Here is a 14,090-nt window from a genome sequence, read left to right as displayed (position 1 = left end):
TCGTTACATGTTACAATAAATGCGATTGGAGTGAGGACTATGGTACAAATTGTGGCACATCGAGGCAGCAGCGGTAATCGGCCGGAAAATACGCTGCCGGCGTTTGCCGAGGCTGTTCGTGTCGGCGCGGATATTATCGAGTTGGATGTCCATCTTTCCAAAGATGGAGAGCTGATCGTGATGCATGATGAAGAAGTAGACCGCACCACCAACGGCAAAGGACTCATTCGCGAAAAAACATTAGAAGAGATCAAGCGGCTGAATGCAGGAAGCTGGTTCGATCCTAAATATAAAGCAACGAAAGTCCCAACATTGAGGGAAGTGCTGGATCTGTTATGGATGCGGAATTATCGAGGTGTTTTGACCATCGAGTTAAAGACGGATAATTATCATTATCCCGATATTGAAGAGAAGACATCCCGTCTGCTGCAAAGCCGGCAATGGTCATTTGAACACTGGTATTGCAGTTTCAATATCGATTCACTAGATATTATCCATAAATTAGAGCCGGATACGCAGTTGGATCTGATCATGAGTACTTCTGAAAAAAAACCTGCGTTGGCAGTAGAACGTGAGTACATTGAAGGGATTCATCCTAAATATGATTGGGTCGTAGAACATGCATCTGAACTTGCTGATTTTCCCTTGGCGATCCGTCCTTGGACCATCAACAGCGAGGCTAATATCATGAAATGTTTGGAGTTGGGCGTGAAAGGGATCATCACCAATTTTCCAGAAAAAGTGCAGGAATTACAGCTAAAATATCGCCGAGGAAGAAGCAAATGAATAAAGTATTAGTTATTGTTGGACCTACCGGTGTAGGCAAGACAGCATTGAGTATCGAGTTGGCGAAAAAATTTCAAGGTGAAGTTATCAGCGGTGATTCGATGCAGATCTATAAAGGACTGGATATCGGTACCGCAAAGATTCGTCCAGACGAGATGGCGGGAGTCCCACATCATTTGATCGATATTCGCGAGATGCAGGAACAATATTCCGTCGCCGAATTTCAAAAAGAGGCCCGAAAAAAAATTGCTGAGATCACAGCCCGCGGTCATCTGCCGATCGTAGTGGGGGGGACAGGACTGTATATCCAAGCACTTCTTTATGATTATCAGCTGGGCAGTGAAAAAGATGCCGAGAGTGTCGGTGATCTTGGTCTGCGGGAAAAATATACGTCTTTTGCAAAAGCTAATGGTAATCAGGCCCTGTGGAAACTTTTGCAGGAACGTGATCCGCAGGCGGCGGAGAAGATCCATTTTAATAATCAACGCAAAGTAGTCCGTGCGCTGGAAGTATTTGAGCTGACAGGGAAAAGTATTATGCAGCCGGAACAAACACCGCAAAAATTATTTGATTACTTTTTGATCGGTTTGACGACAGAACGAGAAACATTGTATCAAAGAATCAATCAACGAGTCGATATGATGATGGCAGAAGGGCTGGAACAAGAGGCCGAACAGTTGCGAGAGATCCCTTTTGCCCAAGCGGCAAGAGGCATCGGTTATAAAGAGTTTCTTCCTTATTTTGAAGGACAACAATCCCTGGAAGCAACGATTGAGGAAATCAAATTGCACTCCAGACGCTATGCGAAACGTCAGCTGACTTGGTTTCGTAATCGTATGGCGCCGTTATGGATCGATCTGATCAACCATCCTGAATCGATCGAAACACTAGAAGAATCTGTCAAAAAATGGCTGGAGGTGCCTTGATGGAACAAGAACGAGTCATTTTAGTTGGTGTAGAAACAGAAAAAACATGGAAAAAATTTGAAGAATCAATGAATGAGCTGAAGAGTCTGACGACGACAGCCAATGGTGAAGTCGTATTTTCATTAGTGCAAAAACGTCAGCAGGTAGATCGGCAAACATTGATCGGCAAGGGCAAGCTCAATGAATTGAAAAATCTCGCAGATGCTCATGAAGCGGATCTTGTGATTTTCAATCATGAATTGACACCGCGGCAAAGCCAATTGATCGGCGATGAGATTGGTATCCCTGTGATCGATCGGGTCCAATTGATCTTAGATATTTTCGCTTTGCGGGCACGATCCAAAGAAGGAAAATTGCAAGTAGAACTGGCGCAGTTGGAATATCTGCTACCTCGCTTAGTGGGACAAGGCAAAAACATGTCGCGACTAGGGGGCGGGATCGGAACCCGCGGACCAGGAGAAACAAAACTGGAAACAGATCGCCGACATATTCGTAATAAGATCACAGCAATCAAGCGGGAGCTGAAACATGTCGCGGCTCATCGAGAACGGACGCGTCAAAAACGGCAAGCCGGTCAAGTTTTTCAAATCGGGTTGATCGGTTATACCAATGCCGGCAAATCAACCATCTTGAATGTCATGACCAGTGCAGATACCTATGAGCAGGATCAACTGTTCGCGACTCTGGATCCATTGACGAAACGCTGGCGCTTGCCGGAAGGATTGGAAGTCACCCTGACAGATACGGTAGGATTTATCCAAGATTTACCGACACAACTGATCGATGCCTTTCATTCGACGTTAGAGGAAAGTCAGTCGATGGATCTTTTGCTGCATGTGGTTGATGCCAGTTCAGAAGATCACCAGCAACAAGAGCAGACTGTTTTGCAGCTGTTAAAAGATTTGAAGCTTGATCAGATCCCGATCTTGACGGTCTATAACAAAGCGGATCAAATCGATGAGGCGCATTTTGTGCCGACGCTGTTCCCTAATGTTTTGATCTCAGCTAAAAGCAGCCGCGGCAAAACTAAATTAACAGAAGCCGTCAAGCTGCAAATGATGGAAATCTTAACACCTTATACTGTTGCACTCGAACAGTCTGATGGGAAGACATTGCAGCGTTTGAAACGAGAGACCCTTGTCTTGCAAGATACATTTGATGAAGAACAACAAAAATATATAATAAAAGGTTTCGCTATGCCGGAATCATTTATTATAAGGAGTATGGATAATGAGTTGGACAGCTGAATTAGACGCTGAATTAGTAAAAAAAATCGCGATGGTCGACGAAAAAATCGATGGTCGTTTAAAAGAAATACGAGAAAATGCTTTAGAAAATCAGGCAAAAGTGTTGGCGGCGTTTCGCCATCAGCAAGTATCAGAGACTCACTTTTTGCCTTCCACCGGATACGGCAATGATGATTTGGGACGTGACGCATTGGAAGCCGTTTATGCGGAAACATTTGGCGGAGAAGCGGCATTGGTGCGTCCGCAAATCGTTTCAGGAACCCATGCCATCGCGACCGCTTTGTTTGGTATTTTGCGTCCTGGAGACGATTTGTTGTATATCACGGGGACCCCTTATGACACGCTGTTAGAAGTTATCGGCTTGTCAGGAAACGGGATCGGTTCTATGAAAGAATATCAAATCGGATACGATCAAGTAGATCTGCTGGCTGACGGGAATGTCGATTTTGACGGGATCGCTGAAAAAATCACGGAAAAAACGAAAGTCGTTGCGATCCAACGTTCAAGAGGATACGCATCTCGGCCTTCCTTTACGATCGAAAAGATCCAAGCGATGTGTTCGTTTGTGCATCAAATCGATCCTAACATCGTAATTTTTGTAGATAATTGTTACGGCGAATTTGCTGAAACCAAAGAGCCTATCCAAGTCGGTGCTGATTTGATGGCAGGATCACTGATCAAAAATCCCGGCGGCGGGATCGCCAAGACCGGCGGCTATCTTGTCGGAAGAAAAGATTTGATCGAAAAATGTTCCTACCGACTGACAACACCAGGAGTCGGTGCGGAAGGCGGCGCCATGTTAGGAAATGTCTACGATATGCTGCAAGGATTTTTCTTAGCACCCCATGTAGTGAGCCAAGCCATCCAAGGGGCGGTATTTACAGCCGCTCTGTTAGAAGAATATGGGATCGCTTCTTCACCGAAATGGGATGAACCGCGGACGGATCTGATCCAGTTGGTAGAACTGAAAGAGAAAGATGCCATGGTCACATTCGCTCAAGCGATCCAAAAGTTTTCTCCTGTCGATGCGTTCGTTGCTCCAGTGCCTTCTTATATGCCAGGGTATGAAGATGATATCATTATGGCGGCCGGTACCTTTGTCCAAGGCGCCAGCATCGAATTAAGCGCGGACGGTCCGTTGCGGGAGCCTTATTCTCTTTATGTACAAGGCGGTTTGACTTATGAACACGTCAAAATCGCAGTAGCCAATGCGGTGAACGCTGTCTATCATCAGTAATGAGATCATTATTTGGATTTTCAACGAGTCTTCTTAACGGAAGGCTCGTTTTTTTTGTGGTGCAATAGCGGATTTCAGGCGGCTTTTCGTGCTATGTCAGAAAATAAATTGCTTTCATGTTACTTTTTCTTACATAAAACTATTGACAGTATTTTTTAGTATTGGTATAGTTATGTCAAGTTCAAGAGGACGTCTTGTCTAGAGAGGAGAGAAACTATGCGGGAAAAAGAATTACGCCGCTCAATGTCCGTTTTTCCGATTGGTACGGTGATGAAGTTGACTGATTTGACTGCGCGCCAAATTCGTTATTATGAAGAGCAAGATTTGATACATCCGGAAAGAAGCGAGGGCAATCGCCGAATGTATTCATTGAATGATATCGATACGTTGTTGGAAATCAAGGATTATCTCTCTGAAGGGTTGAATATGGCGGGCATCAAACATGTTTATCAAATGAAGCAACAGGAAAAAGCTGAAGATGAACAAAAATCATTGACCGATGAAGATGTTCGACGGATCTTCTATGACGAGCTGCTTTCTCAGGGCGGATTGACACCGCCGAGTCCTTTCCAACAAAAAGGACCGCGGATGTAAAAAAAGGATTAACTGAAAAATGAGGGGAAGGGATACTATGCCAAAAACGCAAAACACAAAGGAAGATATCAAACGTATCGTAGAGGAGGAAAATGTCCGTTTTCTACGTCTAATGTTTACAGATATAATGGGAACGATCAAAAACGTGGAAGTACCGGTCAGCCAGTTGGATAAGGTTTTAGACAATAAAATGATGTTCGATGGATCGTCCATCGAAGGGTTTGTTCGAATCGAAGAGAGCGATATGTACCTGTTTCCTGACTTGACTACATGGATGATTTTCCCATGGGAAAGCGAGCATGGAAAAGTTGCCCGTTTGATCTGTGATATTTACAATCCAAATGGCGAACCATTTGCCGGCGACCCTCGCGGCAATTTGAAACGTGCATTGAGCGATATGGAAAAATTAGGTTTTACTTCCTTTAACCTTGGCCCAGAACCAGAATTTTTCTTATTTAAATTAGACGAAGACGGCGAGATCACAATGGACCTGAATGATAAAGGCGGTTATTTCGATTTTGCGCCAACTGATTTGGGTGAAAACTGCCGTCGCGACATCGTGTTAGAATTAGAAAAATTAGGTTTTGAAGTTGAAGCTTCCCACCATGAAGTAGCTCCCGGACAACATGAGATCGACTTTAAATATGCGGATGTCGTAGAAGCCTGTGACAACATTCAAACCTTTAAATTAGTCGTTAAGACGATTGCTCGCAAACACGGTCTGCATGCGACATTTATGCCAAAACCGTTGTTTGGTATCAACGGTTCAGGGATGCACTGCAACATGTCCTTATTTAAAGGGGATGAAAATGTCTTTTTTGATAAAGACGGTGAAATGCAGCTGAGTCAAACGGCTTATTATTTCTTAGGTGGTTTGATCGAACATGCTCGTGCTTATACTGCGGTCTGCAATCCGATCGTCAATTCATACAAACGGTTGGTTCCCGGCTATGAAGCACCTGTGTATGTCGCTTGGTCTGGCCGCAATCGTTCACCATTGATCCGTGTCCCAGAATCCCGCGGGTTGTCCACACGTTTGGAATTGCGTTCAGTAGACCCTTCCGCAAATCCCTATCTGGCAATGGCTGTCCTTTTACAAGCAGGGTTAGACGGTATCAAAAACAAGATCACACCGCCGCCAGCAGTTGATCGCAATATCTATGTTATGAACGAAGCAGAACGAGAAGCAGCTCAAATCAAAGATCTTCCTTCAACGATCCACAACGCTATCAAAGAATTGCGTAAAGATCCAGTGATGGTCGATGCGTTAGGCAAACATATTTACGCAAACTTTGTTGAAGCAAAACGTTTGGAATGGGCTTCCTTCCGTCAAACTGTTTCCGAATGGGAAAGAGAACAATATCTAGAACTTTATTAATAGAAGAAATGCCGCTTCGGATCTTGCTTCGAAGCGGTATTTTTACTTAGAGAACTGATTTTCCATGGGGGTTTGCAATGAATGAAAAAATCATGGTAACTTTATTGAAAATATTTTCTTGACTTTCTCCGCCGTAGATTGTAATATTCTGTTTGGGCACCCTTGAAGAAAGGGTCAAAAAGGTCTGATAATATGCTCCCTATTCATGTATGGATAGGGAGCTTCTTTATTTTTTTACAGAGCCTTTCCTGCGAAAAAATGTAGAAGGAGTTTTTCAATTTATGACAAAATATATTTTTGTAACAGGTGGCGTTGTTTCGTCGATCGGAAAAGGGATCGTGGCTGCTTCGTTAGGACGATTGCTGAAAAACCGCGGATTGAAAGTTACTATCCAAAAATTCGACCCTTACATTAATGTCGATCCAGGAACGATGAGTCCATATCAGCACGGTGAAGTTTTCGTCACAGACGACGGTGCTGAAACAGACTTGGACTTGGGACACTATGAACGTTTTATTGATATCAATTTGAACAAATATTCTAATGTCACTACCGGAAAAATTTATTCTGAAGTTTTGCGCAAAGAACGTAAAGGCGAATACCTTGGCGCGACAGTCCAAGTTATCCCTCATATCACAAACGAGATCAAGGAAAAGATCATGCGGGCAGCCAAGATGACTGATTCTGATATCATCATCACTGAAGTCGGCGGAACCGTCGGCGATATCGAATCATTGCCGTTTCTAGAAGCGTTGCGTCAAATGAAAGCTGATGTAGGTGCGGATAATGTGATGTACATTCACACAACACTGATTCCTTACTTGCGGGCAGCCGGCGAAATGAAAACTAAACCAACACAACACAGTGTAAAAGAATTGCGCAGTTTGGGTATCCAACCAAATATTTTGGTGGTTCGTACAGAATTGCCGGTTTCTCAAAGCATTAAAAACAAATTGGCACAATTTTGTGACGTAGCTCCTGAAGCCGTGATCGAATCTCGCGACGTGGAAACATTATATTCCATCCCATTAGCATTGCAAGCGCAAGGCATGGATCAAATCGTTTGTGATCATTTGAAATTGGATGTGCCGGAAGCCGACATGACAGAATGGCGAGCACTGGAAGAACGTGTATTGAACTTGAAGAAAAAAACACGGATCGCGTTAGTCGGCAAATATGTTGAATTGCCTGATGCTTATATCTCCGTTGTGGAAGCACTGAAACATTCCGGTTTTGCGTATAATTCCGATATCGAGATCGATTGGATCAAAGCACAAGAAGTAACTTCTGAAAACGTCCATGAATTGTTGAAAGACGCAGACGGCATCTTAGTTCCCGGCGGTTTTGGCGATCGCGGTGTGGAAGGCAAGATCGAAGCAATCAAATATGCTCGTGAAAATGATGTGCCTTTCTTAGGTATCTGTCTAGGGATGCAAATGGCTTGTGTCGAGTTCGGCCGCAATGTTGTAGGATTGAAAGACGCAAACTCAGCAGAAACAGATCCAAACACACCAAACAACATCATCGATCTGATGGCAGACCAAGAAAATGTCGAAAATCTTGGCGGAACATTACGTCTGGGCTTATACCCATGTAAATTGAAAAAAGGCACTAAAACGGCGGCTGCTTACGATAACGAAGAAGTTGTCCAAGAACGTCATCGCCATCGTTATGAATTCAACAACAGCTATCGTCAAATGTTTGAAGAACATGGATTGGTCTTCTCCGGTGTTTCTCCAGACAATCGTTTGGCAGAAATCGTTGAACTTCCTGACAAAAAATTCTTCGTGGGTTGTCAATTCCACCCAGAATTGATTTCACGTCCAAACCGTCCACAAAAGCTGATCAAAGCATTTGTCGGCGCAGCGTTGGCTGAAAGAGAAGCGGAATAAAAAAACAGGCGGCTCAAATCAGTTACCAGCTGTTTGAGTTGCCTGTATATTTTCATGAAATGCTGAGAAAATTTGTTATCTTAACCGTTAGTTATTTGATGCTTGGACTTGATGAAACGTAAATTGTTTCAGAAAATAAAGTGAAAACGATTGGTATTTTAAATTATCCAGCTTATTATTGAAAATCAAAATATATATTTTTAGTGGTAAATTCAGCAAATATTTGCTAAAATAAGAACGTTGGTTAAGCTTGCTTAACAAATAAAGTTTATTAAAAACTTAGGAGGAATTTTTTATGCCAGTAGTATCAGGAGCAGAATTCTTAAAAGCTGCACGTAAAGGCGGTTATGCAGTAGGTGGATTCAATACAAACAATTTAGAATGGACTCAAGCTATTTTAACAGCTGCTGAAGCTAAAAAAGCACCAGTTCTAATCCAAACTTCAATGGGCGCTGCTAAATACATGGGTGGTTACAAACTTGCAAAAGATCTTATCACTGATTTAGTAGAATCAATGAACATCACTGTACCAGTTGCTATCCACTTAGACCATGGGGATTACGAAGCAGCTCTAGAATGTATCGAAGTTGGCTATACTTCAGTTATGTTCGATGGTTCTCATTTACCATTTGAAGAAAACTTGAAATTGGCTAAAGACGTTGTTGAAAAAGCTCATGCAAAAGGCGTTTCTGTTGAATGTGAAGTTGGTTCAATCGGCGGAGAAGAAGACGGAATCATCGGTGCTGGCGAATTAGCTGACATTGAAGAATGTAAACAAATGGTTGCTACAGGTATCGACTACTTAGCATGTGGTATTGGTAACATCCACGGTGTTTATCCTGAAAACTGGACTGGTCTAGCATTTGACCACTTGCAAGCAATTGCAGAAGCTGTTGGCGAAGATGTGCCATTAGTATTACACGGCGGTTCAGGTATTCCTCAAGAACAAATCCAAAAAGCTATCTCAATGGGTATCTCAAAAGTTAACGTTAATACTGAATTCCAATTGTCATTTGCTAAAGCAACTCGTGAATATATCGAAGCTGGCAAAGACTTAGAAGGTAAAGGCTTTGACCCACGTAAATTGTTAGCACCAGGTAAAGCAGCAATCATCAAAGATGCTGAAGAACACATCGACTGGTTCGGTTCAGCTAACAAAGCGTAATTTGATCCCAAACTTTTGAACTTCAGATCATTTTGATCTGAAGTTTTTTTGTCTCTAAATGTAATCGCTTTTAAAAAATGTTGTTTTTACAGTGGAAGCAGTTTATCCTTAAATTAAGATGCAGTAGTTGTTCGACTCATTAACGAAATAACGGGAACTACTACTAAAAATTTTGATCAATAAGAGAATAGAGACTAGGAGGCTGTAAGAATGTATGTAGGATTTGATATTGGCGGTACAACCGTGAAATATGGTGTTTTGGATGAACTGGGTACCGTTTTGGAAAAAGGGAAAATACCTACCAATTACGATCTATCCGTGTTTTTGACGGAGCTTTTGGAGATCGTGGAAGATGCGCAACAGCGTTACGAAAAAATCGACGGTATCGGTATCAGCGCACCGGGTATCATCCAAAAAGATGGCTACATGCTTACGGCGGGTGCTATCAAATCTTTCTATGGTGCAAATATCAAAGTCGAATTGGAAAAATTGACTGGTCTGCCGGTTTCTATTGAAAATGATGCGAATGCGGCGGCGATTGCAGAACGCTGGATAGGAAATGCCCAAGGGATCGACAACTATTTATGCGTAGTTCTGGGCAGCGGAATCGGCGGTGGGATCGTGATCAATGGCGAGGTTTTTCGAGGTGCACATGGTATGGCAGGGGAATTTGGTTGGAGCATTATCGATCGTTTACCGGATACGGGAAACATCGAGGAAGTTTCTTGGAACAAACGTGCAGCAACAGTGGGCGGGCTTTGTTATCAATACAATCTGGCTCAATCAGCAGTTGATGAAACAGCGGACGATATTCTGGATGCTAGAGAGATCTTTCGCCGGGAAGCAGTTGGCGAAGAGTTAGCGATTAAGATCGTGGATCAGTTTTTAACCGATCTATCGGTAGGGATGTTGAATCTGATCAGCTGTTTTGATCCAGAGATTATTTTATTCGGTGGTGGGATCAGTGCGAATCAGGAGTTCAATCATCGTTTTCAAGTACGGTTAGCTGAGGTACTTGATAGACATCAGGCCATCTGCTACTTGAAAGATCAAACGATCGCGCCTGTTCTGCCGGCTAAACTGCAAAATGATGCCGGAATGATCGGTGCGGTCTATCAGATCCATCGGCAAGTCACAGCTAAACAATTGATTTGATTCTTATCTATTGGAAAAGGACTGTGATATAAATAATAATCAGACAAAAATATCCGAACGATCCTTAAATCGTTCGGATATTATGTGTTTGTTAATTTCTGTCCCAGCTTTTCCTAAAATCTATCTACTATAAATACGCAGCGTCTGTCTCAGGATCTTGGCTCGTTAAGATCTTAGGACCATCTTCTGTGATGGCGATAGTGTGTTCATATTGTGCACTCACACTATGATCAGCGGAAACGTAATATTCCCAATCTTCGTTTGGCACTTCTTTAGGAACAATCCGCCAAGTACCAAGGTTGACCATTGGCTCAATAGTGATGGTCATACCGGCTTTTAATCGCAGACCGCGACCGGCTACGCCGTAGTGAGGGACATCAGGTAATTCGTGCATCGTTGGTTGGATACCATGCCCAATCAATTCCCGCACGTTCCCAAAGCCGTTTTCTGTTTCCACATATTTTTGGATCGCGGCACCGATATCACCAATCCGATTACCGACAACAGCTTGTTCGATCCCTAAATAAAGGGCTTTGTGAGTAACATCCATCAATTTTTGCGCTTCTTCGCTGATTTTCCCCACAGCATATGTCCAGCAGGAATCGCTCATATAGCCTTTGTAATTGACGACAGTATCGACTTTTACGATATCGCCTTCTTTTAGGATCAGATTTTTCCGAGGGATCGCATGAGCGACTTCATCGTTGACACAAACACAAGTAGCGTACTTGTAACCTTCAAATCCGATTTGTTCTGGGATCGCGCCATGACTTTCGATGTAGTGCCGCCCGAATTCTTCGATCTCCCAGCTTGAAATTCCCGGTTTGATAATATCTCGTAATCCTTTGTGCATACCGGCCAAAATCGCGCCTGATTCCCGCATGCCTTCAATTTCACGTTTTGATTTGATAGTGATCATTTATTTACCTCCAACTGATTTTCCAATTAATCATACACCATTCTACCGGATTTCACACGTCTTCTCTTTTCATAATAAGTATTTGTTAAAAATTTTGACGTCAAAAGACAGAAGATTGGTTCTCCTTTTCTCTTCATTTACAGTATGTTAAAATTACTGAGATACATAGAAGCGTTAAAAGGAGAAACACATGAAGAAAATTATTATTCGCGGCGGCAAGCCGCTTAAAGGTGAAGTGACCGTCAGCGGTGCGAAGAACAGCGCGGTAGCACTGATCCCAGCAGCGATTTTAGCAAACTCGCCTGTAGTTTTAGAAGGCGTTCCTGATATCAAAGATGTTCATTCTTTGATCGAAATTTTGGAAATAATGGGTGTAAAAACTCATTTTGAGAATAATCAATTAGAGATCGATCCCCGAGAGATGGTTTCAATCCCGATGCCAAACGGTAAGATCAATAGCTTGCGTGCTTCGTATTACTTTATGGGAGCATTGTTAGGAAAATTCGGTGAAGCAGTGGTTGGTTTGCCGGGGGGCTGCTATTTAGGCCCGCGTCCTATTGATCTGCATATCAAAGGTTTCAAAGCATTAGGCGCAGAAGTCACTACTGAACACGGTGCGGTCTATCTGCGTACCGAAAAATTACAAGGGGAACGCATCTTTTTAGATATGGTCTCGATCGGTGCGACCATCAATGTGATGTTGGCGGCAGTCAGAGCAGAAGGCAAGACGATCATTGAAAATGCTGCTCGCGAACCAGAGATCATTGATGTGGCGACTTTACTGAACAACATGGGAGCTAAAATCCGCGGTGCCGGTACCAACGAGATCCGCATCGAAGGTGTCAAAGAACTCCACGGTTGCCGGCACTCGATCATTCCTGACCGTATCGAGGCAGGAACTTATCTTGCATTGGCCGCGGCAGTGGGTGAAGGCATCAAAGTCAACAACGTTATCTACGAACACTTGGAAAGCTACATTTCAAAGCTGGAAGAAATCGGTGTACCGATGGAAATCAGCGAAGATACTATCGAAGTCTTTCCTGTGAAGAAATTCAATCCCATCAGTGTCAAAACTTATCCATATCCAGGATTTGCTACCGATTTGCAACAGCCCATCACACCGCTTTTGTTGAAAGCCAGCGGTACTTCTGAAGTGATCGACACAATTTATGCACAACGGACCAATCACATCCCGGAACTTGTTCGGATGGGTGCCAAAGCACAAGTAGAAGGGGATGTGGTGATTATCCATGGGCCAAATAAACTTCATGGTGCAGAAGTAGCCGCTTCTGATCTTAGAGCCGGTGCATGTCTGGTGATCGCAGGACTGATGGCAGAAGGAACGACTACCATTACTAATGTAGATTACATTTTGCGAGGATACGACAACATTATTGAAAAATTGACTGCCTTAGGCGCAGATATCGAAATGAAGGAGTAAGCATGAGCGATTATTTAACAATGGCGGAACTGGAAAACAGTACGCTGAAAGAAATCTATACCTACGCGAAAGAATTTAAGATCCCTTATTACAGCCAAATGAATAAAAAAGAGCTTTCTTTAGCGGTCATTCGGGCGCAAGCGGAAAAACAAGGTTTCTTTTATATGGAAGGGATTTTGGATATCGTCGGTCAGGACGGCTACGGCTTTTTACGCCCTATCAACTACGGCCCCAGCGCAGAAGATATTTACATCTCTTCTTCCCAGATTCGCCGCTTTGGATTGCGAAATGGTGACAAGGTAGCCGGCAAAGCTCGTCCGCCAAAAGAATCCGAACGTTACTACGGATTGATGCACGTGGAAAGCGTCAATGGCAAAGACCCGGAAGAAGCAAAAGAACGTCCCCATTTTCCAGCGTTGACACCTCTTTATCCTGATCGCCAAGTAAAATTGGAAACTACGACCGGACGTTTGGCGACACGCATGATCGATATTTTTTCACCGGTTGGTTTTGGACAGCGGGGATTGATCGTCGCACCTCCAAAGGCTGGGAAAACCAGCGTATTGAAAGAGATCGCGAATGGAATCACGGATAATTTTCCCGATGTGGAATTGATCGTATTGCTGATCGATGAACGTCCGGAAGAAGTTACTGATTTGGAACGCAGTGTCAAAGGCGATGTAGTATCTTCTACATTTGATCTGCAGCCAAGCAACCATACTCGAGTGTCGGAGCTTGTGTTGGAACGGGCGATGCGCTTGGTAGAAGATAAACGGGACGTGGTGATCCTGATGGACAGTATCACTCGTTTGGCACGGGCCTATAATCTGGTCGTTCCGCCAAGCGGACGTACCTTGAGCGGCGGGATCGATCCTGCGGCGTTGTACAAACCGAAGAAATTCTTTGGAGCAGCCAGAAATATCGAAGAAGGCGGCAGCTTGACGATCTTAGCTACGGCATTGGTCGATACCGGCAGTCGGATGGACGATGTGATTTATGAAGAATTCAAAGGGACTGGGAATATGGAACTCCATCTATCCCGCGAATTGGCAGAACGCCGCATCTTCCCAGCTATCGACATCAAAAAATCCGGTACCCGCAAAGAAGAACTGCTGATGACATCAGAGCAGCTAGAAGAAACTTGGAAATTGCGCAACAACATGAGCGGCGATTCATTGGAATACACGGAACAATTCATCCAATTTTTGAAGAAGACGAAGGACAACACTCAGTTGTTTTCTGCTTTTCAAGAAGTCTCTTTCGGGAAAAAATCCCCAAAAAGAAATCTGAAAAGATAATTGCATCTTTATACCAAACATGATACTATGTTACTGTTGTAAATCGACAAAT

12 protein-coding genes are annotated in these 14,090 nt (G+C 43.4%); 11 read left to right on the top strand and 1 reads right to left on the bottom strand.

Going from position 1 to position 14,090, the window contains the following annotated elements; translation table 11 throughout:
- The first annotated feature begins 39 nt into the window (after window positions 1-39).
- The 9 genes from EFB00_RS02895 (at window position 40) to EFB00_RS02855 (ending at window position 10,380) form a co-directional block, all read left to right on the top strand.
- Window positions 40-786, top strand: a complete 747-nt coding sequence (locus EFB00_RS02895; RefSeq protein ID WP_122645432.1) for a glycerophosphodiester phosphodiesterase — start codon at window positions 40-42, stop codon at window positions 784-786.
- The gene (gene miaA, locus EFB00_RS02890) at window positions 783-1,712 is read left to right on the top strand and encodes a tRNA (adenosine(37)-N6)-dimethylallyltransferase MiaA (RefSeq protein WP_122645431.1); all 930 of its coding nucleotides are present in this window, start codon (window positions 783-785) and stop codon (window positions 1,710-1,712) included. Before EFB00_RS02895 ends, miaA begins: the two co-directional genes overlap by 4 nt.
- Window positions 1,712-2,959: a GTPase HflX gene (hflX, locus tag EFB00_RS02885; protein WP_122645430.1), complete on the top strand. Its 1,248-nt coding sequence runs from the start codon at window positions 1,712-1,714 to the stop codon at window positions 2,957-2,959. Before miaA ends, hflX begins: the two co-directional genes overlap by 1 nt.
- On the top strand, window positions 2,943-4,196 hold the full coding sequence (locus tag EFB00_RS02880) for a methionine gamma-lyase family protein (protein ID WP_122645429.1): 1,254 nt from the start codon (window positions 2,943-2,945) through the stop codon (window positions 4,194-4,196). Before hflX ends, EFB00_RS02880 begins: the two co-directional genes overlap by 17 nt.
- A gap of 216 nt (window positions 4,197-4,412) precedes the next feature.
- Window positions 4,413-4,790 carry a MerR family transcriptional regulator gene (locus tag EFB00_RS02875; RefSeq protein ID WP_122645428.1) on the top strand — a complete coding sequence of 126 codons (378 nt, stop codon included), beginning with the start codon at window positions 4,413-4,415 and terminating at the stop codon, window positions 4,788-4,790.
- A 37-nt stretch (window positions 4,791-4,827) separates the two neighbouring features.
- Window positions 4,828-6,168 (top strand): type I glutamate--ammonia ligase, encoded by a 1,341-nt coding sequence (gene glnA, locus EFB00_RS02870; RefSeq protein WP_122645427.1) that lies wholly within the window; start codon window positions 4,828-4,830, stop codon window positions 6,166-6,168.
- 281 nt (window positions 6,169-6,449) lie between these two features.
- Window positions 6,450-8,060 carry a CTP synthase gene (locus EFB00_RS02865; RefSeq protein ID WP_122645426.1) on the top strand — a complete coding sequence of 537 codons (1,611 nt, stop codon included), beginning with the start codon at window positions 6,450-6,452 and terminating at the stop codon, window positions 8,058-8,060.
- 295 nt (window positions 8,061-8,355) lie between these two features.
- Window positions 8,356-9,225, top strand: coding sequence for a class II fructose-bisphosphate aldolase (locus EFB00_RS02860; RefSeq protein ID WP_122645425.1), 870 nt, complete (start codon window positions 8,356-8,358; stop codon window positions 9,223-9,225).
- Between the two features lie 210 nt (window positions 9,226-9,435).
- Window positions 9,436-10,380, top strand: a complete 945-nt coding sequence (locus tag EFB00_RS02855; protein ID WP_122645424.1) for an ROK family protein — start codon at window positions 9,436-9,438, stop codon at window positions 10,378-10,380.
- A gap of 127 nt (window positions 10,381-10,507) precedes the next feature.
- Here the strand turns inward: EFB00_RS02855 and map are convergent, their stop codons facing one another.
- On the bottom strand, window positions 10,508-11,299 hold the full coding sequence (map, locus tag EFB00_RS02850; RefSeq protein WP_122645423.1) for a type I methionyl aminopeptidase: 792 nt from the start codon (window positions 11,297-11,299) through the stop codon (window positions 10,508-10,510).
- A 190-nt stretch (window positions 11,300-11,489) separates the two neighbouring features.
- Between map and EFB00_RS02845 the strand changes: the two genes are divergently transcribed.
- Window positions 11,490-12,740, top strand: coding sequence for a UDP-N-acetylglucosamine 1-carboxyvinyltransferase (locus tag EFB00_RS02845; protein ID WP_122645422.1), 1,251 nt, complete (start codon window positions 11,490-11,492; stop codon window positions 12,738-12,740).
- A 2-nt stretch (window positions 12,741-12,742) separates the two neighbouring features.
- Window positions 12,743-14,038, top strand: a complete 1,296-nt coding sequence (rho, locus tag EFB00_RS02840) for a transcription termination factor Rho (protein WP_122645421.1) — start codon at window positions 12,743-12,745, stop codon at window positions 14,036-14,038.
- The last annotated feature ends 52 nt before the right edge of the window (window positions 14,039-14,090 follow it).

Origin of the sequence: Enterococcus mediterraneensis (assembly GCF_900604485.1) — a bacterium.
Lineage (GTDB): Bacteria > Bacillota > Bacilli > Lactobacillales > Enterococcaceae > Enterococcus_C > Enterococcus_C mediterraneensis.
This window is presented reverse-complemented; position numbering and strand designations above follow the sequence as displayed.

Excerpts from the sequence above, each read along its gene's own strand:
- EFB00_RS02895 (WP_122645432.1), top strand. The coding sequence starts at position 40 with ATGGTACAAATTGTGGCACATCGAGGCAGCAGCGGTAATCGGCCGGAA.
- miaA (WP_122645431.1), top strand. The coding sequence starts at position 783 with ATGAATAAAGTATTAGTTATTGTTGGACCTACCGGTGTAGGCAAGACA.
- hflX (WP_122645430.1), top strand. The coding sequence starts at position 1,712 with ATGGAACAAGAACGAGTCATTTTAGTTGGTGTAGAAACAGAAAAAACA.
- EFB00_RS02880 (WP_122645429.1), top strand. The coding sequence starts at position 2,943 with ATGAGTTGGACAGCTGAATTAGACGCTGAATTAGTAAAAAAAATCGCG.
- EFB00_RS02875 (WP_122645428.1), top strand. The coding sequence starts at position 4,413 with ATGCGGGAAAAAGAATTACGCCGCTCAATGTCCGTTTTTCCGATTGGT.
- glnA (WP_122645427.1), top strand. The coding sequence starts at position 4,828 with ATGCCAAAAACGCAAAACACAAAGGAAGATATCAAACGTATCGTAGAG.
- EFB00_RS02865 (WP_122645426.1), top strand. The coding sequence starts at position 6,450 with ATGACAAAATATATTTTTGTAACAGGTGGCGTTGTTTCGTCGATCGGA.
- EFB00_RS02860 (WP_122645425.1), top strand. The coding sequence starts at position 8,356 with ATGCCAGTAGTATCAGGAGCAGAATTCTTAAAAGCTGCACGTAAAGGC.
- EFB00_RS02855 (WP_122645424.1), top strand. The coding sequence starts at position 9,436 with ATGTATGTAGGATTTGATATTGGCGGTACAACCGTGAAATATGGTGTT.
- map (WP_122645423.1), bottom strand. The coding sequence starts at position 11,299 with ATGATCACTATCAAATCAAAACGTGAAATTGAAGGCATGCGGGAATCA.
- EFB00_RS02845 (WP_122645422.1), top strand. The coding sequence starts at position 11,490 with ATGAAGAAAATTATTATTCGCGGCGGCAAGCCGCTTAAAGGTGAAGTG.
- rho (WP_122645421.1), top strand. The coding sequence starts at position 12,743 with ATGAGCGATTATTTAACAATGGCGGAACTGGAAAACAGTACGCTGAAA.